Below are 23,297 nucleotides of genomic sequence, written 5' to 3' on the forward strand. Positions count from 1 at the left end.
GCTACTTGATCAACCGCAGCGCGAACGGATAACGGTAAGCGACGCCTTCGTTGGCCTTAATTGCAGCGAGGATGCAAAACACCAGATTCAGCACCCACAGGATCTTCATGCCCACGAGACCGATCAAAATGATGATGAACACGCTGCAAATGAGGTAGCCGATGGCGATGGTGATCTGGAAATTCAACGCTTCCTTGGCCTGGTCGCTGAGGAACGCCTTGCCAGGGGTGTCCTTATAAAGCAGCCAGACGATCAGCGGGACGACGAAGCTGACGAAGATGCCAGACAGATGGATCATCAAGGCGATGGTGCGATCGTCCTTCGACCCTGACGAAGTCGGCGGCGGCGGTGGGGCGGTCATGTTGTCGAATTCGCTCATCGGTCTTCATTTCCATCGTTGGTGAAGCGGACAAAACGCCAAGCCCTGACTCTCGACGGCAACAGGCTCGTCAAGCCATGCCTGCGTCGCCCAGAATACAGCGCAATCAGGATGCGGCGCCGGCCACGGTCATCGCGCCGATCAAGGTTGCGCCGATGTGGAGATGCGAGCGCACGTCGATGTCGGCGCCCACTGCCTCGATACGCTGGAACATCTGTCGCAGGTTACCGGCAATGGTGACTTCATCCACCGGATAGGCGATGGCGCCGTTCTCGATCCAGAAGCCACCGGCGCCGCGCGAATAGTCGCCCGTCACCAGGTTGACGCCATTGCCCATCAGATCGGTAACCAACAGACCGCGCGGGACCCCGGCGATGATCGTAGCCAGATCCGCCGCATTGGCCGCGACTTTGAGGTTATGCACGCCACCGGCGTTGGCGGTGGTCTGCAAGCCGAGCCTGCGCGCCGAATAGCTACCCAACACGTAGCGCTGGAGCACGCCGCCGCTCACCAGCGGCGCCTGGCGGGTGGCCACACCGTCGCTGTCGAAGAACGCCGAGCGCAGGCCGCGACGCAGATGCGGCAATTCGTCGATCGCGAACCACTCTGGAAACAGACGCGTCCCCGCACTGTCGAGCAGAAAGCTGGCGCGACGGTACAACGCGCCGCCGGACACCGCTCCCAGCAGATATCCAATGAGCGAGCGCGCCATCTCCGGCGCGAACAGCACCGGCACCTCACCGGTGGGCAGCGACCGTGGCTGCAGACGCGCCACGGTCCGCTCCGCGGCACGGCGACCGATCGCCGCCGGCCGCTCCAGTTCCTCGCGCGCCAGCGTGCTGCTGTACCAACCATCGCGCTGCATGCCGTCCCCCTGCCCGGCGATCAGCGCGCAACTGATCGCATGGTGGGTGCTGCGCTCGCAACCGACGAAACCATGTGAATTGGCGTACACCGACAGGCTCTCGCTGCTGCCGACCGAGGCGCCATCGGAATTGCTGATCCGCGGATCGGCATCGCGTCCGGCGGCCTCGCATGCCAGCGCCAGCTCGATCGCTTCCTCCGCCTGCAGCGCCCATGGATGCCAGCGATCGAGATCAGGCATTTCGCGCGCCATCAACGCCGCCTCGGCCAGACCGGCGGCGGCGTCGTCCTCGGTATAGCGGGCGATGGCGCAAGCCTGGGCGACGGTCGCCTCCAGGCTGGCGTCGTGCAGATCCGCCGTGCTGGCGCTGCCCTTGCGCTGGCCAAAATACACGGTGACGCCAATGCCGCGGTCGCGCGTAGACTCTACAGTTTCCACCGCGCCCATACGAACGTTGACATCGATGCCGCGGTCTTCGCTGCAACTGACTTCGGCCTGGCTGGCGCCAAGCGCACGTGCGCGTGCCAGCAAGCGCTCGGCAATGTCGGACAGACGCTCCAGACGCTGCTGGCTGTCATCGTGGTACACGTCGGGGGAGATCGCGTTCAATGCTTTATCCTTGTCATGCGAATCCTTTCGCAGCGGTCCTGGCCTCCATGGCCGGACGTTTAGATGTGATGTTGCAGACTGACCGAGTAGCACGACCATGCGCGGACGCGACGAAGACACCGGTGAATTCCGCGGCGAAAGCCGTAGCCAGCAGCGCCGCGAGGCGCTGGAAGTACTGAGCCTGGGCGAGAAACTGGTGGCCCTGACCCCGGCGCAACTGGCCAGATTGCCGGTCCCCGAATCGCTGCTGGCGCATATCGCCGAAGCCAGGCGCATCACCTCGCACATCGCGCATAAACGCCAACTGGCGTTCCTGGCCAAGCAGATGCGCCGCGAGGACGATGCGGTGCTGGAGTCGATCCGCGAGGCGATGGACGTGAACAGCGACAGCGCACGCCGCGAGGTGGCCGCCATGCACCGGGTCGAAGACTGGCGCACGCGCCTGCTCACCGACGGCGACGCGGCCCTGTCCGCGCTGCTCGCCGAGTACCCCGACGCCGACCGGCAACGACTGCGCCAGTTGCTGCGCAACGCCAAGGAAGAACGGCTGAAAAACAAACCGCCGCATGCGTATCGCGAATTGTTCCGGGAGTTGCGCGAACTGATGCTTGGCGCGGGAACCGACACCAGCGGCGCGGAAAGCACAACCACGGACGAGAACGTCGAAGACGACGCAGACCGCTGAACCACGACGTCGGTCAAGACGGCGCCAACCTGCGCGGCAACGGCGGCGCACACGCGTGTGCGCCAAAACCCCGCGCGCGGCCAACACAGAGCGCGTGAGCAGCGCAGCCGGTCCCGACACGCCACCTACGACAGGGCAGTTCACCGCAACGTGCATCACGCCCTCTACGCCGTCCCGCCCACGGTCAGACCATCGATCAGCAACGACGGCTGGCCCACGCCCACAGGCACGCTCTGTCCATGCTTGCCGCATACGCCGACACCTTCGTCCAGGGCCAAATCGTTGCCGATCATGCTGACTTTCTGCATGGTTTCCGGGCCGTTGCCGATCAGCGTCGCGCCCTTGACCGGCGCAGTGATTTTGCCGTCCTCGATCAGGTAGGCCTCGGTGGCCGAGAACACGTATTTACCGCTGGTGATATCGACCTGACCACCGCCGAAATTCACCGCATATAAGCCCTTCTTCACCGAGCGGATCATTTCCTGCGGATCGTGCTGACCGGCGCGCATATAGGTGTTGGTCATGCGCGGCATCGGCAGATGCGCGAACGATTCGCGGCGGCCATTCCCGGTCGGCGCCACGCCCATCAGCCGCGCATTCAAGGTGTCCTGCATATAGCCGACCAACACACCATCCTCGATCAACGACGTGCAGTGGGTCTGGGTGCCTTCGTCGTCCACGTTCAACGAGCCGCGACAGCCATCCAGGGTCCCGTCGTCGACGATGCTCACACCCGGCGAGGCCACGCGCTGGCCGATGCGACCGGCATAGACGCTGGTGCCTTTGCGATTGAAATCGCCCTCCAGTCCGTGTCCGACCGCCTCGTGCAGCAGCACGCCGGGCCATCCTGGCCCCAGCACCACCTGCATCACCCCGGCCGGCGCCGGCACCGCCTCCAGGTTCACCAACGCCTGGCGCAGGGCTTCCTTGGCATAGGCTTCCGGACGACCATCGGCGAACAGCACCGCATAGTCGTAGCGACCACCACCGCCGGCATAGCCGGATTCGCGGCGCCCTTGCTGCTCGACGATCACCTGCACGTTCAGTCGTACCAATGGACGCACGTCGGCGGCGAGGACGCCGTCGCTACGCGCCACCAGCACCGTGTCCACGCTACCGGTCAGGCTCACCATGACCTGCTGTACCCGCGGATCGGCGGCGCGCACGAACTGGTCCAGGTGCCGCAACAATTCGAGCTTGCGCGCATGGTCCATGCTATCCACCGGATCCAGCGCCGGGTACAACATGCGCGCGCCACCGCGTTGCAGCGCCTGCGTCGCCTGCGCACCGCCATCGCGTGAGATGGCACGCGCCGACCGCGCCGCGACCAGCAGCGCATCGTGGTGGATGTCGTCGGAATAGGCGAAACCGGTCTTCTCGCCGGAGATCGCGCGCACGCCCACCCCCTGTTCGATGGAGTGCGCGCCATCCTTGACGATGCCATCCTCCACGCTCCAGTTCTCGCGGCGCGAATGTTGGAAATACAGATCGCCGAAATCCACACCAGGGCCGAGCAACGTGCCGAAGGCACGCTCCAGGCTGGAGGCATCGAGGCCGGCGGGAAGCAACAGACGGGTTTCGGCGAGCTGGAGGGTGTGGTCGTTCATGGTCTCAACATGGGGTACAGAAGTGCGGAGCGCAAGCGGCGCGAAGCACCGCGCGTCACGGTGGGACGGAGGACACGGGCGGAACATTGACCGGAGCGGGGGGACGCGCGGATTCGCGCGCGATCACCTCCACCTTCGGGTCTTTCCACGGCCCGGTGACGCGGTAGGTCCGTGCACCAATCATGTCCAGCGGCTTGCTCAGCACCGCATTGGCAGCCGCGCCAACCGCCGCGCCGAGCGGGCCGCCAGCCACCGCGCCGACCACGGTCAACAGGTTGCCGGACTTGGGATTGACATCGATGGTTTGGTCGAACTGCTGCGCGCGCAGGTCCGCCTGGCCGCGGATCTTGATCTCCGCTGCGGGTCCGTCGATGACCATGCCGTCGCTGTGCGCGAGGCCATCGCCGAAGCGGACCTGACCGTCGATGCGATTGAACGCGAAGCCCTTGGAAAAGAAATCGCGAAAATCGAACATCAGCCGGCGCGGCAACTGCGCCACGCTGAGCAAGCCGAGCACGCGCCCGGCCCCGGGATTCAACTCCAGCAACTGGCCATTGCGCACGGCCACGTCGAGTTGGCCCTGCAGGATGGGCAACTGCACCGCGTCCGGATTTCCCGGCCAGGCCGCACGCAGATTCAAGCGCCCCTCGCCACCGCGCAACTGGCCGCCAAAATCCAGGCTCTGCATCAACGCCCCCAGATCCTGACTTTCCACGCGGGCACTGAGTTGGGTATGCGCCGCCGCGCCCTTGCCACGCCAATCTCCACTGATGTCGATCTGCTGTTGGTCCGAGCGCAGGTGCAATTGGTCCACCTGCATGCCATCTGCCAGCTTGCGCGTGCGCAGCGAAGCCGCACCGAAACTCAGCGCACCGAAGCGAAGATCATCCACATCCAACGCCAGCGCTGGGATCGTGGCCGGGTCCATGCTGTCGGCAAGGTGCCCGGCCTGAACTTCGGGCGCTTTAGCGTCCGCCGTCGACGCAGGCGAGGCCGCCGTACGCCAATACACACGTGCCAAACGCCCACCGATAACACCGCCGTCCTTGCTCGGCACGCTCAGTTCGCCGGACAGCGCCGGGCCATCCAGCCGCACGTCGATGCTGTTGGTCCGGGGCTGCAGATGCATGCGCGTGTTGTCGAACACCCCCCCAAGCAACAGCAGGTGATCGGCAAGCAAGTCGATCGAGCGTAACGGCATCGGGTCTTCGCCACCAGGGACGGTGGCCGCTGTCGGATCTGGACGACTGACCAGGCTGATCCAGTCAATCGCGTTCAGGGCCGCAGCATGCCCACTCACCACAAGACCGCTGCTTGGCGGCTCGTCGGTGACGTGGTCGCTGCCCATCACCACCCTGACCCCGGTCTTGCCGCCCTGGCTGCGCGCAGCCAGGGCCATCAACTTGCCGAAGGCCACTTCGATGCGCCCGCTGCCGACCGGCAACGGCACGTTGACCGAGGTTGCCAGCGGCATCGCCGCATCCTTGTCCATCGGCGCCGGCATCAGCAACTGCGTGCCGACCAGATCCGAATGCAGTTGCAGCCGGGTCGGCGGCTGCGCCCCGCCATCAGTGGTCTTGGGCAGACCGACGCCGATGTCCCAGCGCGAGCGTCCTTGCACATAGGGCTTGAGCCAGGCCATCTCCGGCACCCGATCAAGCAATTCGTCCACATCCAGCGATGCGCCCAGCGCGGCCTCAAACGCCTGTTGCGGATCCAGCACACCATCGCCGGCGCGCAGCGCCAGTTCGGCCGAGCGGCCGTCGTGGACCACGCTCAGCTTTTGCGCGGCAAAACCGGTATCGCTGTAGGTGGCGCTGCCGTGCATGTCGTCGAAGACCACGTCCCAGCGTTTGTCGGCGATGTGCGCGCCGAGCAAGTCCACCGTGCCGCGCAGATGACGGGTAACGACATCGCTACGCAAGGGTTGCAGCAGGTCGAAGCTGACATCGGCCGGCCCCGACGCGCTGAGCCCGTCGAGGGTGTCACCGTAATGTAGGCGCAGCGGACTCTGCCGCAACATCGCCAGCAGCATGCCGGTGTCGGCACGGGTGTTGGCCAGCACGCTGAGCTGGCCTTCCCTGTAATCGGGCAGAGTCGCCGACATTTGCTCCACCGGCACACCGCCCATCATGCCGCGACCATGCACCTCGAAGCCGTTGCCGATGAAGGCGACACTGGCATCCACATGCTCTACAGCCGGCCAGTCTTCGTGAAAGCGTACTTTAGCGTCCTGCAGCTGCGCGGTCGCCTCGAAGCGGCCGTCGTGCTCGACAAAGGGCCAGTCGTCGAGATCGCCCGAAATCAGCACGTGTCCATCGTGCACGCGCCCGCCCTGCAGCGCGGCATCCAGCCAATCGGTGAGGGCCTTGCTCATCTTCGAATGGACCCAGAACTTCTTCGCCACCACCACCGGCGCATCTTGGGCATCGGCGGCCAGATCGATCCACGGTCGCGAACCGTCGTGCTGAAAGCACAGCCCACCGCGCACGTCGGCGCCGTAGTCGGTGCCCTGCACGCGCAGGCCCGGGGTCGCCACGCGCAGGCCATCGTGATCGCGAAAGGCCACGATGCGACCAGCCAGTTGCACTTGGTGAACCACGCCAAACCCACTGGGCCAGTCCACGCGTACCGGGCTGCTGGCATCCAGCACCAGCTGGCCACCCTGCGCGTCGCCTTCGAAGCGACCGCGCAGACCGCTGACGCCCGGAGACTGGCCGGCCGGTGCAAACGCCAACTCCGTCAGTTGGCCCTGTCCGTACAACGGACCACCCGGCGTTCCGGTCAACGCGACCTGGGTCAGTTGCGCGTGCGGCCGCGCGATCTGCAACCAGCTCCGCAGACCTGGCGACAGGCGGTCGCTGAGCGCGGCCATGGCAATCAGCGGTGCGACATCGAGATGATCGCCCAGCACGGAGAAACGGCGCCCGATGGCGAGCGTGAACCCATCCAGGCGCTGCGGCGGCAGGCCGGCCTGATCGATCTGCAATTTCGGCACATCCAGGCGCCAGCCGCCGGCGCCGTCGATCTGGCGCCACCGCGCTGTTGTCCGCAGCGTGGTGAACAGCAGTTGCGGTCGCGTGCGTCCATCGGCCAGCGTCGCGCCACGCAGGCGCAGGTCGCGCAACGCGGCCTGCACCGTCAGACCGGCAACGCGATACTGCTGTAGTTGCAGCCACGCCTGGATTTCGCCGGCGCCGCCCTGCACTTGGATTCCAGCGACATGCAGCAGACCCGACCAGACCGACAGGTCCATCGGCCGCACAGCGACATAGAGGCCACCGCTGCCGCGTTGGCGATCAATGTTCAGCACCGCAGTCAGTGGCGGCTGATGCATATCGCCCCAGCTTTGCACGCCCACGCGCAGACGATCGCCGTTGACGCGCAGACGCATGTCGATCTTCGGCACTTGCACCGCAACGTCCAGACTCGGCGCACTTACCGCCAGGCGCCCACCGATCAACTGCAATTCGCCCAAGCCTTGTAAGCTATCCAGCGGATCGCCCCCCTGCCCGGAGGTCGGCAAGCCCTGCACCGACCAGTTGCCGTCGTCGGCGCGCAGCAAGTTCAACGCCAGCCCGCGCAGGCGCAACTCGGTGAACGAGCGACCGGGCAACATACCGGTATACATGGACACGAGGATCTCGGCCTGGCCGATACGCACGCCGTCGCCACCACCGATGCGCAAGCCATCCAGACGCAACAGCGGGCCACGCCGGGTCCAGGCGGTCTCCAGCCGATCGAAACGGATGGGTTGACCGGCACGTGCGCTCAGCCACGCGGCGACCTGCTGCGGGTGCCGTTGCACCAACGGCAACGCCTGGCTCAACGCACCAACCACCAGGGCGACACACACCAGCCCAATCGCCACCGCGTAGAACGCGAAACGGCGTGCCAGACGCAAGCGGCGACGCAACGGTGTGTGCATCAGCAGCCTGGGCCGGGGACCTGCCCAGGCCCCATCAGCGCCAAGACACCACCACGACGCCAATGCACGAACACCACACAGTGCTCTGGCCTGCCAGGTCTCGGGACCCGGCCCCTCGGCCCCGGCTGCATCACAGCAACACCACGTCGAATTGCTCTTGGAGATACTGCTCGTCGGCCTGGAAGCGGATGGTCTTGCCGAGGAATTCCTCCATTTCGGCTACCGCCGAGGATTCCTCGTCGGTGATCCGCGCCACCACCTTGGTCGAGGCGATGACCAACAGCCTTGCAGCATCGAACTGGCGTACCGCGCGGGTGATCTCGCGGAAGATTTCGTAGGTCACCGTCTCGGCGGTCTTGATCGAGCCGCGCCCGCCGCATTGCGGACATGGCTCGGACAGTTGCCGCTCCAGGCTTTCCACCGTGCGCTTGCGGGTCATCTCCACCAGCCCCAGCGGCGAGAAATCGTAGACCGTGGTCTTGGCATGATCGCGCGACAGCGCTTTTTCCAGCGTGCGCAGCACCTGACGGCGATGCTCGGCATCGCTCATGTCGATGAAGTCGATGATGATGATGCCACCGAGATTGCGCAGACGTAATTGCCGCGCCACTGCTTGCGCCGCCTCCAGGTTGGTGCGGAACACCGTCTCTTCGAGGTTGCGCTGGCCCAGGAACGAGCCGGTATTGACGTCGATGGTGGTCATCGCTTCGGTCTGATCGATGACCAGGTAGCCACCGGACTTCAACGGCACCTGCTTGTCCAACGCACGTGCGATCTCGTCCTCGACCCCATACAGGTCGAAGATCGGGCGGTCGCCGGTGTATAACTCCAAGCGCTCGGCCAACACCGGCATGTATTTGGCGACGAAGGCCTGCAAACGCTCGAAGGTGTCGTGCGAATCGACCTTGACCTTTTCCACGTCCTTGCGGATCAGGTCGCGTACCGCGCGTAACGGCAGGCTCAGATCCTCGTAGATGATGCTGGCCGGGGCGCCATCGCGACCGCGTCGCTCGACCACGTTCCAGACCCGCGACAGATAGGCGATGTCTTCGGCCAACGCCTCGGCCGGTTGCCCCTCGGCATTGGTGCGGATGATGTAGCCGAAGCCCCCATGGCTGGCCGCCAGATCGGCGACCATGGTCTTGAGCCGCAGCCGTTCGGCCTCGTCCTCGATCCGCGCCGACACCCCGATCACCCGCGACTGCGGCAGCAGCACCAGATAACGCGAGGGGATGCTGATCTGCGTGGTCAGCCGCGCGCCCTTGCTGCCAATCGGATCCTTGACCACTTGCACCACGATCTCCTGGCCGTCGCGCAGCAATTCCATGATCGGTACCGCGGCCGAGACTGGCAGCGGCGGTGTTTCGTCGGTGTCGCCATTGCAGACTGGCGCCGGTCGCACCACGTCGTTGGCGTGCAGGAACGCCGCGCGCTCCAGCCCCACCTCGACGAAGGCCGCCTGCATGCCCGGCATGACCCGCTGCACCTGGCCCTTGTAGATGTTGCCCACCACGCCGCGCCGCCAACCGCGCTCGATGTGCAGCTCCTGCAACATGCCGTTCTCGATGACGGCCACCCGGGTCTCGCGCGGCGTGACGTTGACCAGGATCTCTTGCGACATCACAGCACTCCGAAGGTACGCAGCAGGTGGAAGGTTTGATGCAGCGGTAGGCCCATCACTGCCGAGTAGCTACCGTCCAGGCGACTGACGAAACGTTCGGCGCCGCCCTGGATCGCGTATGCACCGGCACACCCCATCGGCTCACCGCTGGCCACGTAATCGGCGATATCGCGCGCCGACAACGACGCGAAAGTGACCGCGGTCGGCACCGAGACCAGTTCCTCGCGCCCGACGCCGACCAGCGCCACCACGGTCAGCGCCTGGTGGGTGCGCCCGGACAGCGCCGCCAGCATCGCCGCGGCATCTTCGGCGTCAGCCGGCTTGCCGAACACACGATCCCCCAGCACCACTTCGGTGTCGGCACCGAGCACCACCGCATCGGCCTCGCCGGCCCGCTGCGCCAGCCCGGCACACGCCTTATCGAGCGCCACGCGACGCACGTATGCTTCCGCCGACTCCCCGGTCGCACGCACTTCCGGCACCTCCAGGTCGAGGATCCGAAACGTCGCACCAAGGCGGGTCAGCAGTTCGTTTCTGCGCGCAGAGCGGGAAGCGAGATACAACATGTCCAAAGGATAACCCGACCGGGCTGACTGAACGATCGCCAATTGCGGAGCGATCGCCTCAACTCCAACAAAGATCATCACGCGTTCATCGTCACCGCCACACTCTCACGCCATCCGTCAAGGAGAACACCGATGCGCACCCTGCCCCTTCGCCTGCTGCTGGCTGTGCCCCTCTCGCTGGGATGCACGACAATCACCGCCCATGCTCAACCGGCGACACCCGGCTACGCCGTGCCCGCCGACGGCACCCTACTCAATATCACCTCGCAGGCCGAGGCCAAGCACGCGCCGGACGTGGCCAGGTTGTCGGCCGGTGTGGTCACCGAGGCCACCGACAGCGGCAAAGCGATGCGCGAAAACGCCGCACAGATGACCAAGGTACTGGCGGCGATCCACGCCGCCGGTATCCCCGAGAAGGACGTGCAGACCAGCGGTATCAGCCTCAACCGGCAGTACACGTACTCCCAGAACCGGGCAAAACAGACCAATTACCAGGCCAACAACTCGGTCGACCTGAAGGTGCGCGACATTGCCAAGCTGGGCAAAGTGCTGGACGCCCTGGCCGCGCAGGGCGCCAATCAGATCAACGGCCCAAGTTTCGAGATCGATAATCCGGAACCGCTGTACGACCAGGCCCGCGGCGATGCACTGAAGAAAGCCCAGGCCCGCGCGCAGAACTACGCCAAAACGCTGGGCCTGCGCGTGCGCCGCATCGTCAGCATCTCCGAGGGCAACAGCGGCGGCGTGCGCCCGCCGATGGCGATGATGCGTGCGATGGCGACGAATACAGCGATAGAAACACCGGTGGCACCGGGCGAGAGCAGCGTCTCGGTCAGCCTGGACGTGGTGTTCGAACTGGGCAAGTAAGCGGCGGTCTCATTGCACGTCAAATCGGGACTGCAGACACGCAGTGACACGAGTGTCGACCGCATGCCGAACTGAACCGCCCCTGGATTTCGGGAGGCTCCAACTCTTGAGAAGATGGAGCCATGAACAAGACGAATTCGGTCTGTTCGCGCACTTCGCTCAACGTGCGGAAGATGTGCATGTCTAGGACGCCGCGCCGGTAGCTGCCGTTGAAGCGTTCAATGAAGCCGTTTTGCATCGGACGTGCCGGCTCGATGAAATCCAGGGCGATGCTCTTGCGCTCAGCCCACTCGGCCAATGCAGTCGTTGATGACATTGAACGTGCGAAAGCGTCGACAGACAGGCTGGACCGCTGCTTGCTCAAGGATGTGCAAGGCGATGCACGGAACGCGATCGGCGCGGCGGCGAGCGACAACCTGCGCTGGCTGATGCGGTGGATCGTGTTTTTGCGTGTCTGGCTGCGCGCCATCGTGCTGGCTTCGATGGCGGCCAGGTCAACGCTGCATGCGATTGGGAGTTGATGCAGACGATTTTTCAAGGCCGACTATCTACGGGGCCATAGGCGATTCAGTTCGCCAACATCAGCTTGACAGGGCGCTCGCTGTGCTGGCGTTTTCCACACGCGTTGTACGAGGTTTTGCCAATAGCATATATAATGCTGGAACGACCAGTAGGGTTAGGAAAGTTCCGATGCCAAGCCCTGCTATGACGATGCAGCCAATCGTCGAGCGCGCCGCTGAGCCAGGGCCTCCAATGAGCAATAACGGCAATGATCCCATGATCATTGCCGCCGATGTCATGAGAATTGGGCGAAGCCGTATATTTAAGGCGGCAAGGATGGCGTCTTTTTTGCATTGACCAGAATCCTGCTTTTCGTTCGCCACTTCGACTAGCAGGATACCGTGCTTGCTGATCAAGCCAACCAAGGTGAGTAGTCCGACGTCCGTATAAAGATTCACAGAAAGCTGGCCAAGGCCAAGCCATACGAAGAACAGCGCACCTGACAGCGAAGTTGGTACCGATACGAGAATGATGATTGGATCGGTGAAGCTGTTATAGAAAGAGGCTAGCGTTAAGTAAACCACTGCGATACTCAGCAAAAGCATAATCGCATAACCTTTTTGATTCCGTGTGTACTCGCGCATTGGGCCAGAGATATCCGAGGAATAGTCCTTTGGTAAAATTTTAGTTATGCCTGCGAGATAATCCGCTACCTGTCCGCGGGATACCCCTTTTGCCAACTCACCGGAAATAGTGATGGCGCGCTGCCCTTGGAAATGGCGTAGAACGTCTGGACCAGTCGTCGTCTCCAGATGGGCGACAGCCCTCAATAGGACGGGCTGCTCATTAACTGTGGCTACAGGATAGTCGAGTACGTTCTGATTGAGCTTTCTGGAGTCTGGATCGGCCGCTGAAATGACCTTGTAAGATCGTCCCTGGTAGTTGAAATAATTGATGTAGCTGCCACTCAGCATGGAACTGAGCGCATCGGAAACACGTCGAACATCCAGTTTAAAGTCGGCAAGCTTAGCCCGGTCGAGAACGATGTGACTTTTCGACTGGCTAGGCTGTTGATTGGTCTCTAGATAAGCGAATAGGCCAGATGCTTTCATTTTTGCCAAAATTTCTTGGGTAGCCTGGGTCAGGTCTCCAAGTTCGCCCGCGCCTTCGACGACAAACTCAACCTGGTCGCCGTCTTCCGTGGGGAGCGACTCGGACTGGTATAGCGAGAAAGAAAATCCCGTGATGCCATGCAGCGATTGCCTTAGCTGGTCGATGACCTCGGCTGTGGAAGGACGTGATGCCCAGTCGATCAAGGAAATCCCTCCTCTAATCGATGCTGGCGTGACTGAGTTCCATGAGTGTCCAGAGTAGGGGGAGTGAGCTATGCTCGCTAAAACATCCTGATCGAATTGTCGGGATACGGCAAAGGACATTCCAGGTGTAGCATGCCCACGAAGATGCACGTATCCCTGGTCTTCCTGGGGGGCCAGTTCCTGTCGGCTCCCCAGGAAGAAAAACACGGTCGCGACAATTAGCGCACCACCGAACACGCTCACCAACCGGTAATTCGTCAACGACGTGGCCTGTATTCGGTCAAATACCCGTCGCGCTTTGTACCAGTGGCTGGACCCACCAGTGCTGCCAGCGCGGGTGGATCGCCTGACAATAAACCGGCACAGCAAGGGACTGACAGTGACTGCGATCAGGGCGGAGACCGAGACCGACGTGACGAGGGTAACGGCGAACTCCCGGAACAAGATGCCTGCGATTCCAGGCAGCAACGCGATAGGAAGATAAGCCGCTGCCAGCACGATGGTCATAGAGACGATAGGCCTAAGCAGCTCGGATACCGCCATATCCGCTGCGTCGTGAGTCGATAGGCCTGATTCCAGGTGACGCTCGTGCCGTTCCACGACGATGATCGCATCGTCTACGACCAATCCCACAGAAAGCACCAGCGCGAGCAATGTGAGTTCGTTGATGCTGTAGCCAAATAAATTTAGACACCAAAGGCTACCCAAGAGCGCAAGTGGCACCGCGATTACTGGAATCAAAGCGGATCGTATTTTGCGCAAGGCTACGAAGACGATCAGACTGACGACTAAAAGCGCCTCGGCAAGCGCATGCAATACCTCGCGAAGTGCATGGCGCGTGAACTCCGTATCGTCTTCGTTCACGGACAACGCAATGCCAGGCGGTAGTGTTTTTTGCAGAAGAGAGACCTTACTCTTGACCGCTTTGGCAACTTGAATGATGTTTGCGCCATCGTTGGGTACAACATCCAGGAATACACCGGGAACGCCATCTGCGTAAGCGGCAAACTTGTCGCGAGAGGTGCCGATCTCTGCACTCCCGATGTCGCTAAGGTGAATGGGAGATCCGTTTACTTCTTTAACCACAAGATTGTTAAATTCGGCAACTGTCTCAAGCCCCGAGGCGATCGTGAGCGGCACTGAAACCGTATCTCCATCGATCGTGCCGACACCTGTCACGTAGTTGTTTCCCGCGACCTTGTCGCGAACCACCTCTGCGGTGAGTCCATAGGCTGTCATTTTATAGGGATCAAGATTCAGGCGCATTGCCAGCGGTAGGCTGTCGTTGACAGCGACGGAGCGGACGCCTGGAACCGTGGCAATTTCAGGCTTCAGCACGCGCTGTGCGTATTCGGACATCTGTGTTCCGGTCGCGGTCGTACTGGTTAGCGCAAGATCTAGGATACTTTCGTCGCCGTGGTCAAGGACGATTGCGGGATTTTGCGTGCCTGACGGTAAATTGGAAAGAACGGCGTTGACGAGCGACTGCACCTGTGCAAGCGTCTCCACCGGGTTAGCATTGAAAGTTAGGTGTAAAACGATTTCGGACTCGCCCTGCTTGCTTGTAGATGTGACGAAATCGATGCCTTTTGCAGGCAAAACTGCCTGTTCCAGTGGAGAGGTGAGGAACCCTTCTATGGTTTCAGGATCGGCGCCGTAGTAGACCGTGGATATGTTGATTGTGGCGTACTTGATGGTGGGGAACGCCTGTACTGGAAGGCGGACAATCGCCAGGATGCCGAAGGCCGTGATCACCAGCACGATAGCGAATACCGTGCTGGCACGTGTGAGCAACGCAATCAGTGTGGATCCGGACCTCATGCCCCACCTCCACAAGAGAAATACCTACTCATGAGGTGCGACAACGACATGAGTGCCGTCCTCGATCTTGATCTGTCCATTGACCACAATCCTATCGCTGCATTTGAACGGTCCTTCGACGACCGCCCTGTCGCCATCGTCCGCTTTCACTGACACCGGAACTTGATGGGCGACGGTATCCTTTTCCATGGTACGCAATAGATACAGCGTGTCGCCATGTGTGCTGGATAGTATGGCAGCTCTCGGTACGGTCTTGACAGAGTTCCATTTCTCAATATCAAGTCGCATTCTCCCAAACATTCCGGATGCAAGTGCATGCATATCCCCTACGAACGTCGCACGCGCGGCAATGCTATGGCTTTGAGGGTCTGCAATCGGCGGCAGCGAACTTATCACCACATCGAATTGCCTGCCCGCATATCCTTCGAACTCGACGTGGCCGCGTTGTCCTACGCTGAGTGACGGAAGCAACGACTGAGGTATGGAGAAATCGAAGAGTAGAGGCTCTCTACTATCTATGGTGGTAATGACGTCCCCTGCTTGAATGAACTGACCGGGATCCACTTTCCGAATGCCTAGAGTTCCGGCGAAGGGTGCGCGCACGCTGCGTTGCCCGATTCGTGCCCTTTGCGCAGCGAGGCGCGCTCTTGCTACGTCCGCGGCATGATGCAGAGTGTCGAATTGCTCTTGGCTAATTGCTCCGATACGTAGTTGTTCGCTGGCGCGAGACATTTTCTGCTCTGCAAGCTTCAAATCCGCTTGGTTCTCAGCTAAAACATCAGGCCCATCGTTGAGGCGCAGCTGCACAAGAATCTCGCCAGTCTGTACGGATGCACCAGATTCGAAGCGAACAGCCTCGATGATGCCCGCGGTATCGCTACTAAGATCGGCCCTGTGAGCTGCTCGCACCACTCCGCTAAAGGATTCGCTGCGCTGCCAATCCGTGCAGATGACCTTGGATCCGGCAATGACCGGCAATTCCGTCGAGCCGATCAATGCAGGTGCTGGACTTTTTACGGCGGAGCGGTATCTATATGCCGCAAGTGCAATGATGCATATCGCAATAATCGCAATCATGCACCAACGCAACGATTGCAGCGGTGCCCGAAGCTTTCTCTCTCCTTCGATCATGAGCGCTCCATTTCAACCGGTGTACTTGCATGGATCAATGCATTTGTGGCTGGCAGCGAGGGGACGGCAATCTTCTCGACATCAGCTTTAGAAGAAAGAAGCCAATCAGCGACCGCTCCCAGCAGCGCGATGAGCATCAGTGCACCATAAACAACCCACTCTTTTGCCGTATGCACACCAACGCCTACCAGCCATTTTGTGACAATAGCGGTCAATACTGATGCCAATGTGTAGTAAATCCCGAAGTAAAGTCCGGTATCTCTGCCATTCGAGCATGCGCGGATATGCGACATCGCGGAGGGATATGCGAACACCGTTCCAAATGTGAGTACGGCACCACAGCATACCGACGAAATCCAGTCGGACAGGCCGATGTAAGAGCAAAGAGGAAGCAGTACGAAAGAAAATCCCATCAGCAAATAGCTCAACGATGTCACAGTCTTGTTCAGGTATATCGACGCTCCGTACATGCTGAACAATGCTTGGGCCACCACGCCAACAAGCGCCGCAATGCTCAGACCCAATCCAAGGAAGTCGGCGCGGTTCTGGGAAGAGAGTATGAAGAGTGGAACTACCACGTAGAGCTGTGCCACCAGAACTGAATAGGGTGCTACACCAAGGCAGGTGGCGACGAAACGCCGACTGAAAACCCGAATGCCTGCAGGCAGATCATCTTTCCCTCGCCGGTCATCCAGGCTCAGATCACCTTTCTTGAAAATCAGAAGAAATGAAGCAGTTGTGATCAAATAGATCAGCGAGGCAGCCAGGCAGATCTGTTCGAAATAGCGCGGGCAGAGCCATCCTCCAACGAGGAATCCAATGATCTCCCCAGCGTTGCGGAACGTGGCGAGGTTGGCGAAAGCAAGTACATTGAGCCCGCGCTCCCGCCCAGAGACTAGCGCTGAACTTAGGCCAGTCGTGATCGACGATGCGACTCCGATCACAAGGACGGCGGCTATTAACATGATCTCTGTGTGACCGTTGGCCAATAGGAAATACGCGACAGCGCGGAGCAGGGAGCTCAGCGCGAGAGTTGGCCTAGGGCCAAGAAGGCGCCCAACCAAAGAACCTGGCAAGGTGAATGCTTGGCTGGCGAATGCTCTCATCGCAAGCACCGTACCAACCGCGCCAGCTTCCAGCCTCAACACGTCGGCCAGAAATAGAGCTAGAAATGGGATGATAGAGAAGTAGACAGCATTACCAGTAAACGCCGTCGCAAATGTCCAGCGTTTTCGCTTTAACATTGGCATTGTTGTATCCAAAGCTTGCGTCTGCATCGTCAGCATTCCTTTCGTTCAGATTATTTTTCTGACTGCCCATCGGTGCGATGCAACCCTCAATGTGCTGGGTATTGGCCGACATCACCACGGTTCCACCATCCGCCGCCGAGTTCACGGTATAGAACGACGGTGTCGACGAAGCGTTGGGCTCGTGCCTGGACCAGTTCGAGCGATGCGTTTTGATAGGTTTGTTGTGCGGCAAGGACTTTTAATACGGATACACTACCAAGCTCACGTTGATGCTCCAATAGCATCTGGACATGGTGGGCAGCCATCTCGCCGTTGGCTGCCAATTGAAGCTTGACGGCATCGTGTTGCAGGCTTGACAACACATCGGACAACGAGTGGAATGCCTCAACGACAGTTGTTCGCCAGCGTGCATCGGCTTCGCGCATTGCTGCTTCCTGGGCGCGCTGGCGGTATCTGCGTTTTCCAGCATCGAAGATCGTCTGGGTCACGCCTGCAGAGACCGACCAGAGGCCGCTTCCTGGGCCGAAGAGTGTGGTTGCATCTAGCGAAGCGGAGCCGAGCCGTCCGCTGATCGTGATATCAGGCAGGCGCTGCGCAGCGGCAACACCCACCAGTGCGGTCTGTGCGTGCAACACTGCTTCCGCTGCCTTGATGTCAGGACGCTGCTCAATTAACTTGGAAGGCAAGGTCACTGGGAGCGTCCTGGGAAGTCGCAGTGTGTCCAGATCAATCGAGATATCGGAAACGGCGCTGACCGGCTTGCCCATCAGCGCGGCCAGTCTATGTTGAACCTGTTCGCGATCCATTAGCAGTGTTTCCATGACCGATTTAGATTTTGCAAGGGTTGACTGCTGAAGTGCCACATCGAAATCACTGCTCGTTCCAAGCTCGGCTTGTGCGACCATTATATCTAGCCAATTTTGATCAATTTCGACTATATGCTGTTGAATGCGGATCTTTTCGTCGATAGCACTTTTTTCGATAACAGTGGTCACGACGTTGCTGGTCAGTGCAAGGTAGGCTGCTTCCATTTCGAAGTGGGCGTAGTCAGTCTGCGCACCGCTTGCCTCGATAGAACGACGTATGCCACCCCATAGGTCAAGATCATATACTGCACCAATATGCACATTGGATATTGAATAATAGCTTGCCGGACCTACATCACCGTCTTCGGCCTGAGCATGGCGGCGTCGTTGCTGTGAGACATTTGCATCAAGAGTGGGCAGCCGCTTACTTCCCTCAGCGAGTTCAAGTTGCTTTGCTCTATTTAGCGCTTCGCCCGCCGCTTGTAGGTCAGGATTATCTCGAACTGCCTGTTCTACTAAAGATGTCAGTTCGGCAGATCGGTAAAGCTCCCACCATCGGCCTGCCACTTCGCCACCTACCTGAAGCGCTTCGGTATCGCCCCCGATCACCTTTGTCGAGGCCGTATTCTGCTCGATGGGTATACTGATCATGTCGCCATAGTTAGGTGCAGGAGACTTGAAATTAGGTCCCAATGTGCATCCGGCGATCACGCATAGCGCCACGGAACACGCAGCGGCACGCAGGCACAACATAGTCCCTAGCCCAGGCCTATGCGGATTGGGGCCGTAGATGTGCTGTGATTCGGAGCGGCCGTGCGGGCTAGTGTCTTTCAAGGTAGGTGAGTTCAATCGCTGCGACAAGGCGCTCGCAGTGGGCACGCGCATCCACTCCTGCCCGGTCGATGCATAGCACGTGTGCAAGATAGCTGTCATTGTTTTTTGGAGCTGCCACCTTTTTACCTCGCATGAACGGATCCAAATGGCTCCTATGTACATACGGGTCACTTACGATTTCGTCCCAGTTAGAAACGCCTGCGAGAATGCCTGGGCTTGGAGGCAACAAAAACTGGATCGCCGCACTACGTGCGACTGGGGCGAGAAAGCAATCGCTTAGATCCGTGGCGCCGAGCGATAGCTTGACGAACGCCTGGATGAGATCGAATCCGACGGTGATCCGCACTAGCTCCGAAATCCAGTTGCCGCCCACTCGCGGATTTATCTCTACAACGCGTGGACCTCTGGACGTCAGTTTTATTTCTGTATGAGCCACGCCATGAGAATAACCCACGGCACGCAACGCCGCTTCTGCAAGATCCCCGACAGCACGAACGGTTTCAGGATCCAGTATCGCCGGAACCATATGGCCGGTTTCTATGAACAATGTGTCGCTGTAGAGCGATTTGTCGGTTACAGCAATCACCTGAGTCGCTCCGTTAACCGTCACTGTTTCGACACTGACTTCCTGCCCATCTAGAAACTCTTCTATCAAGGCGACGGCATTGAGGTCCTGTCCTCTTGCGTTCTGGCGATAGCAGGTGACGGCATCTGTCGCGCTAAGCAGCTCGGCATCCGTCATCGCGAGTGCGACGAATGCGCTGGCAGACATATCCGTTGGTTTTACTACAACCGGATAGCCGATTCGTTGCGCTATGGCTAGAGCCTCCTGATGCGTAGCAGCAATACCAAATTGAGGGGTAGGTACACCCGCGGAACACGACGCCAATCGCATCAAATACTTGTCCCGCGTAGTGCGTACTACATTGCTGCCAACCGTCGGCAGTTCCAGCATTTCGGCAACTCGTGCAGCGGCGATAAGGTAGTGATCGCAGGAAGTGATTACCGCGTCGAATCGACTTTGTTCATGCAACCTGCGGGCAGTTTCAAGTAAGGTGGTATCGTCGTTGACATTGGCCACGACAACCGCCTCCGCTTCTGCGATCACTGGGTGTATACCATCGCCAAGCGGGTTGTTTTTGAAGCGCGACGGATTGGGCGTCAGTAGCGTATAAGTGTGGCCTAATTCACGGATAGCGAGAGGAACCGTGATGCCTGTTGCATAGACCCAACTATCAAGCATGAGCAGCCTAGCCATGGGCCGTATGCTCGTTGTATTGCCGCACGATGTAGGAGGAGTGATTGTTGAACGACAGTGGCTGAAGATAGATGTAGCGCTCGAAAGAATCGAGCTCCCACGGTTGCACTTCAGTATATAAGATATTGCAAGGAGTTGAAGCACTGCGGACGATCAAGAATGCGCCGGGTGCAGCATGCATACTTAAGTGCTCAATGACTTTTTGCTTCATGCCGGCCACGCCGACGAAGCCGGCGAGCCATATGACATCGTACTTTGAAAGGTCGCGCAACTCAAGTATGTCGCTGGTTATATGACACATACCTGCTGCAATTGAAAGGCACCGCATCAATTCACGTGATATTTCGGTAGCCTCCGCACTGATATCAACGCAGTCCACATTAAGCCCTAGCCCTTGAAGAATCATAGCTGTCGATCCGACAGGACCGGAGCCGATCATCAATGCATTTTTCAGGTCGCGTCCAGCACATATGCGAACGGCCTGATACTCTAGAGCGACGATGCGCTCATAAAGTGGGAGATCAGTAAAAAGTGTCCGAAAAGCACTTTGCGCATCTTGGGATTCGAAGATATTCCGTGCTGCTTGGATTTCTCGTAAGTAGCACCACTCGGCGTAAAGCATTAGTAATTTAGGCTTGATGTCATTCAATCGCTCATCTGAACATACGGCATGAGCAATTTCTTTATTTCGAAGGCTTTGGCAGAGATGCCATAAATTGGAGAAGTCTGCGATCGAGGTGTCAGTGATAGTTAATGGCTCGTGACATGAAACAGCGTTATAGGCTGATATCAGTTGCTGTACATGGCTGTCGATGGATAGATGATCCAACATTATAATTTCACTCCCGAGTGTTATTTAATGCCACTTACCCAGCTATTGAATCATTGACATGAGGGCAATCAATTTTCTCACACCATGTCGGAGGCACCTCATGCCGCACCCTCGCAACTTGATCTATCTTTATTAATTTTACACATGGATCAGAAAATATAGGGGCTAAATAGTTACACAGTTAAATTAAAATAATCCACCTTTCCGATGCCATTTTTCAACAGCGATCATTTATAAATTCCGGATACTGAGCTTCAAAGAAGACACAGTATCGTCACTAGCCCCTTTCACTAAGCGTATATCCTCTATGTCGAAATTATCGAGAATCGCTGAAGAAAAAAATGTAGGCTCATAAATCAAACTACGAAGACCGAAGGATGTACGACATACGATAGTGCAATCGCTTCGCGCAGTACGCGCTATGTTATCTAAAAGCAATTGCTTCGGCTTCGCTAGTAGCGCAATCACAATCATGTCATAATTTGAAACATCGTAATCAACCGCATTTCGGTGGATGATGCGAATGGATCGATCAAGCCCCAGCACCTTGATGAGCGTAGACGACTCCTCGACCGCAGACTTCGAGATGTCAATCCCGTCAACATGTACGTCAAGGATCCTACTGAACCATATAGCACTTAACGGGAGTGGACCCGATCCAATAAAAAGTATCCTTTCTGGCTGAGTCCGCAGCATGGATACTTCACGTCGCACAAGGCGTTGCAGACGGCCAGCCAATCTATAATCTGAAACCGCAGTGGCAGATCCTCCACATAGCCTGGATACGAAATTTCGTTCCAGAGTGGTCTCCCATAAACAATAAGCCTCCTGCAAAACTTTATCGTGTGGCGTTTCGCGCCTCAGCCCAAAAACAAGCTCATCCACCTCAGTGGCATAGAATATTCTCGATTCGACATGTTCCATTAGCAAATCAAGCTCATGGAACTGCACACTCGTATGGCCTGATTCGCTTCGCTGAGAATTTAGAAAATCGGCCACAGTGCAGATAAATTGTTGCAGCGGTGAATTGCACCGCAATATGGTCCGCAACACTGATTCATTTGCAAGCATTTCCCTGCTCCCCCCTCTCGCCAGCAGATCCTCGCCATGCATAAGGACACTCCGTTTTCCCAAGGATTCAGAACTACCCCGACGCGGCAATGAGCGACTGCTTTCTGCAGAACGGTGACATGTCAACAAGCCAGTTACTATCGGCCTTAAACCAGTTCGTCTAACACGTAGTGGCAATGCAGGAGTGGGGCCATTATTATTACGAACGTTTAGCTTTTCCAATGGCCTGGATGTCATTCAAAGCAAGAGTCTACATATGTAAACAGAATATGGGCAGAATCTGCGCGCTCTCCACCTCGCGTCCTCGATACCCCATGATCTCCACCTGCGGCTGCGCATCCGTGTCCTGCATCAGCGTGCTGGCCTGCTCCAGTCACTCGGCCAGCCTATCGCCATCGTAGGAGCGCCCGATGTCCCTTATCACCCGGCCCAACACCTTGCACTGCCGACACAGCACTCGTCGCATCCGCTTGAACTGTTTGGCATGGGCATAGCGGCCCCACCTGCAGATGCGGCTTCGCGCCTTCGGACTCGGCACTCTGCCGTGTCATCAGCACTTTTAATCTGACTCACCGCGACAACTTCACACAATGCCGCTTGCACAGCAGCACCGGCTTGCGGCGGGCCATCTCCAACAATCATCTGTCGGTGGAATGTGCGATCACCTTCTCCTGCACCACGATCACCCGTGACAATTCCCGCGCATCGAACGCCTTCATCGCCTTGGCCGCGTTGATCATCTGCACCAGCATTTCTTCCATTCCCGCTTCGCCTAGACGCTGGCGCCAACGCGTGAGCGAACTCGGATCGCACGGCAACACGTCTGGAAAAACACCTCGCCGGTGAAGCACTGTCAGCCAGCGCTCGCACACCGCTTCATCGGACAGCTCATAGGTGTGCTTGAGGTAGAGCAGCCCGGCCATCAAGCGGATCGGCAGGGCGGGACGTCCACCGCGCACCGGATCGGCTAGCAGGCGGGCCGACAGGGCCTGCTCCAGCGCCGCCAACGGCATCTTGGTAGATAGCTGCGCCATGGGATAACGCAGATCGATCTGGTTCTCCAGTCAGGAACGGAACAACTCTTCGGGCGAGCGATCTTCAACGGCGAGACGTCGATTGCGCATGCTCGGAAAATGTAAGAAAACCGCGCCCAGCTTGACGGAATAGCAATGCAGACACGCCTTCTGCGGCACAGAAGGCGTGGCGCAGGTGGATTTGCGTGGTTTTTCAGCGGCGACTATGTCACCTACATGATCGAAGACACGACCTGATTAACCCTACTCGTCAACCAAAAGTCGCAGGATCTGTGGTGCCCGGGCGGATGCTGCTGTCACCTGAAACCAACGAAGT

Annotated in this window: 15 protein-coding genes and 4 pseudogenes; 2 read left to right on the forward strand and 17 right to left on the reverse strand. The window is 59.1% G+C overall.

What is annotated here, in order from left to right:
- Position 1: 1 nt before the first annotated feature.
- Entirely contained in the window at positions 2 to 379 is a 378-nt protein-coding gene (locus tag XaFJ1_RS11930; protein ID WP_012916929.1) for a DUF4870 domain-containing protein, read from the reverse strand.
- 106 nt (positions 380 to 485) lie between these two features.
- Entirely contained in the window at positions 486 to 1,853 is a 1,368-nt protein-coding gene (pmbA, locus tag XaFJ1_RS11935) for a metalloprotease PmbA (RefSeq protein ID WP_012916930.1), read from the reverse strand.
- 97 nt (positions 1,854 to 1,950) lie between these two features.
- Here pmbA and yjgA point away from each other — a divergent pair, with 97 nt between their 5' ends.
- On the forward strand, positions 1,951 to 2,538 hold the full coding sequence (yjgA, locus tag XaFJ1_RS11940; RefSeq protein ID WP_012916931.1) for a ribosome biogenesis factor YjgA: 588 nt from the start codon (positions 1,951 to 1,953) through the stop codon (positions 2,536 to 2,538).
- A gap of 164 nt (positions 2,539 to 2,702) precedes the next feature.
- Here the strand turns inward: yjgA and tldD are convergent, their stop codons facing one another.
- The 4 genes from tldD to XaFJ1_RS11960 all read right to left on the reverse strand — a co-directional run bounded on the left by tldD (position 2,703) and on the right by XaFJ1_RS11960 (position 10,260).
- On the reverse strand, positions 2,703 to 4,145 hold the full coding sequence (gene tldD / locus XaFJ1_RS11945; RefSeq protein ID WP_012916932.1) for a metalloprotease TldD: 1,443 nt from the start codon (positions 4,143 to 4,145) through the stop codon (positions 2,703 to 2,705).
- A 55-nt stretch (positions 4,146 to 4,200) separates the two neighbouring features.
- The gene (locus XaFJ1_RS11950; protein WP_012916933.1) at positions 4,201 to 8,073 is read right to left on the reverse strand and encodes a YhdP family protein; all 3,873 of its coding nucleotides are present in this window, start codon (positions 8,071 to 8,073) and stop codon (positions 4,201 to 4,203) included.
- Positions 8,074 to 8,203: 130 nt separating this feature from the next.
- The gene (rng, locus tag XaFJ1_RS11955; RefSeq protein WP_012916934.1) at positions 8,204 to 9,694 is read right to left on the reverse strand and encodes a ribonuclease G; all 1,491 of its coding nucleotides are present in this window, start codon (positions 9,692 to 9,694) and stop codon (positions 8,204 to 8,206) included.
- Positions 9,694 to 10,260, reverse strand: a complete 567-nt coding sequence (locus XaFJ1_RS11960) for a Maf family nucleotide pyrophosphatase (RefSeq protein WP_012916935.1) — start codon at positions 10,258 to 10,260, stop codon at positions 9,694 to 9,696. Before XaFJ1_RS11960 ends, rng begins: the two co-directional genes overlap by 1 nt.
- 132 nt (positions 10,261 to 10,392) lie before the next feature.
- On the opposite strand from XaFJ1_RS11960, the gene XaFJ1_RS11965 reads away from it, so the two are divergent.
- The gene (locus tag XaFJ1_RS11965) at positions 10,393 to 11,127 is read left to right on the forward strand and encodes an SIMPL domain-containing protein (RefSeq protein ID WP_012916936.1); all 735 of its coding nucleotides are present in this window, start codon (positions 10,393 to 10,395) and stop codon (positions 11,125 to 11,127) included.
- A gap of 19 nt (positions 11,128 to 11,146) precedes the next feature.
- On the opposite strand, the pseudogene XaFJ1_RS11970 reads toward XaFJ1_RS11965, so the two are convergent.
- From XaFJ1_RS11970 to XaFJ1_RS16445, 11 genes and pseudogenes are all read right to left on the reverse strand, one after another.
- Positions 11,147 to 11,428 (reverse strand): annotated as a pseudogene (locus XaFJ1_RS11970) (integrase core domain-containing protein); the annotation flags it as partial.
- A 280-nt stretch (positions 11,429 to 11,708) separates the two neighbouring features.
- On the reverse strand, positions 11,709 to 14,765 hold the full coding sequence (locus XaFJ1_RS11975; RefSeq protein WP_012916939.1) for an efflux RND transporter permease subunit: 3,057 nt from the start codon (positions 14,763 to 14,765) through the stop codon (positions 11,709 to 11,711).
- Between the two features lie 24 nt (positions 14,766 to 14,789).
- On the reverse strand, positions 14,790 to 15,896 hold the full coding sequence (locus XaFJ1_RS11980; RefSeq protein WP_045756988.1) for an efflux RND transporter periplasmic adaptor subunit: 1,107 nt from the start codon (positions 15,894 to 15,896) through the stop codon (positions 14,790 to 14,792).
- Positions 15,893 to 17,173: an MFS transporter gene (locus tag XaFJ1_RS11985; protein WP_161525189.1), complete on the reverse strand. Its 1,281-nt coding sequence runs from the start codon at positions 17,171 to 17,173 to the stop codon at positions 15,893 to 15,895. Before XaFJ1_RS11985 ends, XaFJ1_RS11980 begins: the two co-directional genes overlap by 4 nt.
- A gap of 59 nt (positions 17,174 to 17,232) precedes the next feature.
- Positions 17,233 to 18,885, reverse strand: coding sequence for an efflux transporter outer membrane subunit (locus tag XaFJ1_RS11990; protein ID WP_307734388.1), 1,653 nt, complete (start codon positions 18,883 to 18,885; stop codon positions 17,233 to 17,235).
- The gene (locus XaFJ1_RS11995; protein WP_012916943.1) at positions 18,773 to 20,044 is read right to left on the reverse strand and encodes an ATP-grasp domain-containing protein; all 1,272 of its coding nucleotides are present in this window, start codon (positions 20,042 to 20,044) and stop codon (positions 18,773 to 18,775) included. Before XaFJ1_RS11995 ends, XaFJ1_RS11990 begins: the two co-directional genes overlap by 113 nt.
- Entirely contained in the window at positions 20,037 to 20,876 is an 840-nt protein-coding gene (locus XaFJ1_RS12000; protein WP_012916944.1) for a nicotianamine synthase family protein, read from the reverse strand. The genes XaFJ1_RS11995 and XaFJ1_RS12000 overlap by 8 nt, the downstream gene beginning before the upstream one ends.
- Before the next feature lie 231 nt (positions 20,877 to 21,107).
- Complete coding sequence (locus XaFJ1_RS12005) at positions 21,108 to 21,989, reverse strand: nicotianamine synthase family protein (RefSeq protein ID WP_012916945.1); 882 nt, start codon at positions 21,987 to 21,989, stop codon at positions 21,108 to 21,110.
- Between the two features lie 352 nt (positions 21,990 to 22,341).
- A pseudogene (locus XaFJ1_RS16560) lies at positions 22,342 to 22,457 on the reverse strand (IS5/IS1182 family transposase); the annotation flags it as partial.
- 131 nt (positions 22,458 to 22,588) lie between these two features.
- A pseudogene (locus tag XaFJ1_RS16565) lies at positions 22,589 to 22,708 on the reverse strand (IS5/IS1182 family transposase); the annotation flags it as partial.
- Positions 22,709 to 22,783: 75 nt separating this feature from the next.
- Positions 22,784 to 22,981, reverse strand: a pseudogene (locus tag XaFJ1_RS16445) (transposase); the annotation flags it as partial.
- Between the last annotated feature and the right edge of the window lie 316 nt (positions 22,982 to 23,297).

The sequence above is a fragment of the Xanthomonas albilineans genome, from assembly GCF_009931595.1.
Classification (GTDB): domain Bacteria; phylum Pseudomonadota; class Gammaproteobacteria; order Xanthomonadales; family Xanthomonadaceae; genus Xanthomonas_A; species Xanthomonas_A albilineans.

Bases quoted from the DNA above. Each gene is read 5' to 3' on its own strand.
- XaFJ1_RS11975 (WP_012916939.1), bottom strand. From the start codon at position 14,765: ATGAGGTCCGGATCCACACTGATTGCGTTGCTCACACGTGCCAGCACG.
- XaFJ1_RS12000 (WP_012916944.1), bottom strand. From the start codon at position 20,876: ATGTTGGATCATCTATCCATCGACAGCCATGTACAGCAACTGATATCA.
- XaFJ1_RS11965 (WP_012916936.1), top strand. From the start codon at position 10,393: ATGCGCACCCTGCCCCTTCGCCTGCTGCTGGCTGTGCCCCTCTCGCTG.
- XaFJ1_RS12005 (WP_012916945.1), bottom strand. From the start codon at position 21,989: ATGCATGGCGAGGATCTGCTGGCGAGAGGGGGGAGCAGGGAAATGCTT.
- XaFJ1_RS11995 (WP_012916943.1), bottom strand. From the start codon at position 20,044: ATGGCTAGGCTGCTCATGCTTGATAGTTGGGTCTATGCAACAGGCATC.
- XaFJ1_RS11950 (WP_012916933.1), bottom strand. From the start codon at position 8,073: ATGCACACACCGTTGCGTCGCCGCTTGCGTCTGGCACGCCGTTTCGCG.
- rng (WP_012916934.1), bottom strand. From the start codon at position 9,694: ATGTCGCAAGAGATCCTGGTCAACGTCACGCCGCGCGAGACCCGGGTG.
- XaFJ1_RS11985 (WP_161525189.1), bottom strand. From the start codon at position 17,173: ATGCAGACGCAAGCTTTGGATACAACAATGCCAATGTTAAAGCGAAAA.
- XaFJ1_RS11930 (WP_012916929.1), bottom strand. From the start codon at position 379: ATGAGCGAATTCGACAACATGACCGCCCCACCGCCGCCGCCGACTTCG.
- XaFJ1_RS11960 (WP_012916935.1), bottom strand. From the start codon at position 10,260: ATGTTGTATCTCGCTTCCCGCTCTGCGCGCAGAAACGAACTGCTGACC.
- tldD (WP_012916932.1), bottom strand. From the start codon at position 4,145: ATGAACGACCACACCCTCCAGCTCGCCGAAACCCGTCTGTTGCTTCCC.
- yjgA (WP_012916931.1), top strand. From the start codon at position 1,951: ATGCGCGGACGCGACGAAGACACCGGTGAATTCCGCGGCGAAAGCCGT.
- XaFJ1_RS11980 (WP_045756988.1), bottom strand. From the start codon at position 15,896: ATGATCGAAGGAGAGAGAAAGCTTCGGGCACCGCTGCAATCGTTGCGT.
- XaFJ1_RS11990 (WP_307734388.1), bottom strand. From the start codon at position 18,885: ATGACAGCTATCTTGCACACGTGCTATGCATCGACCGGGCAGGAGTGG.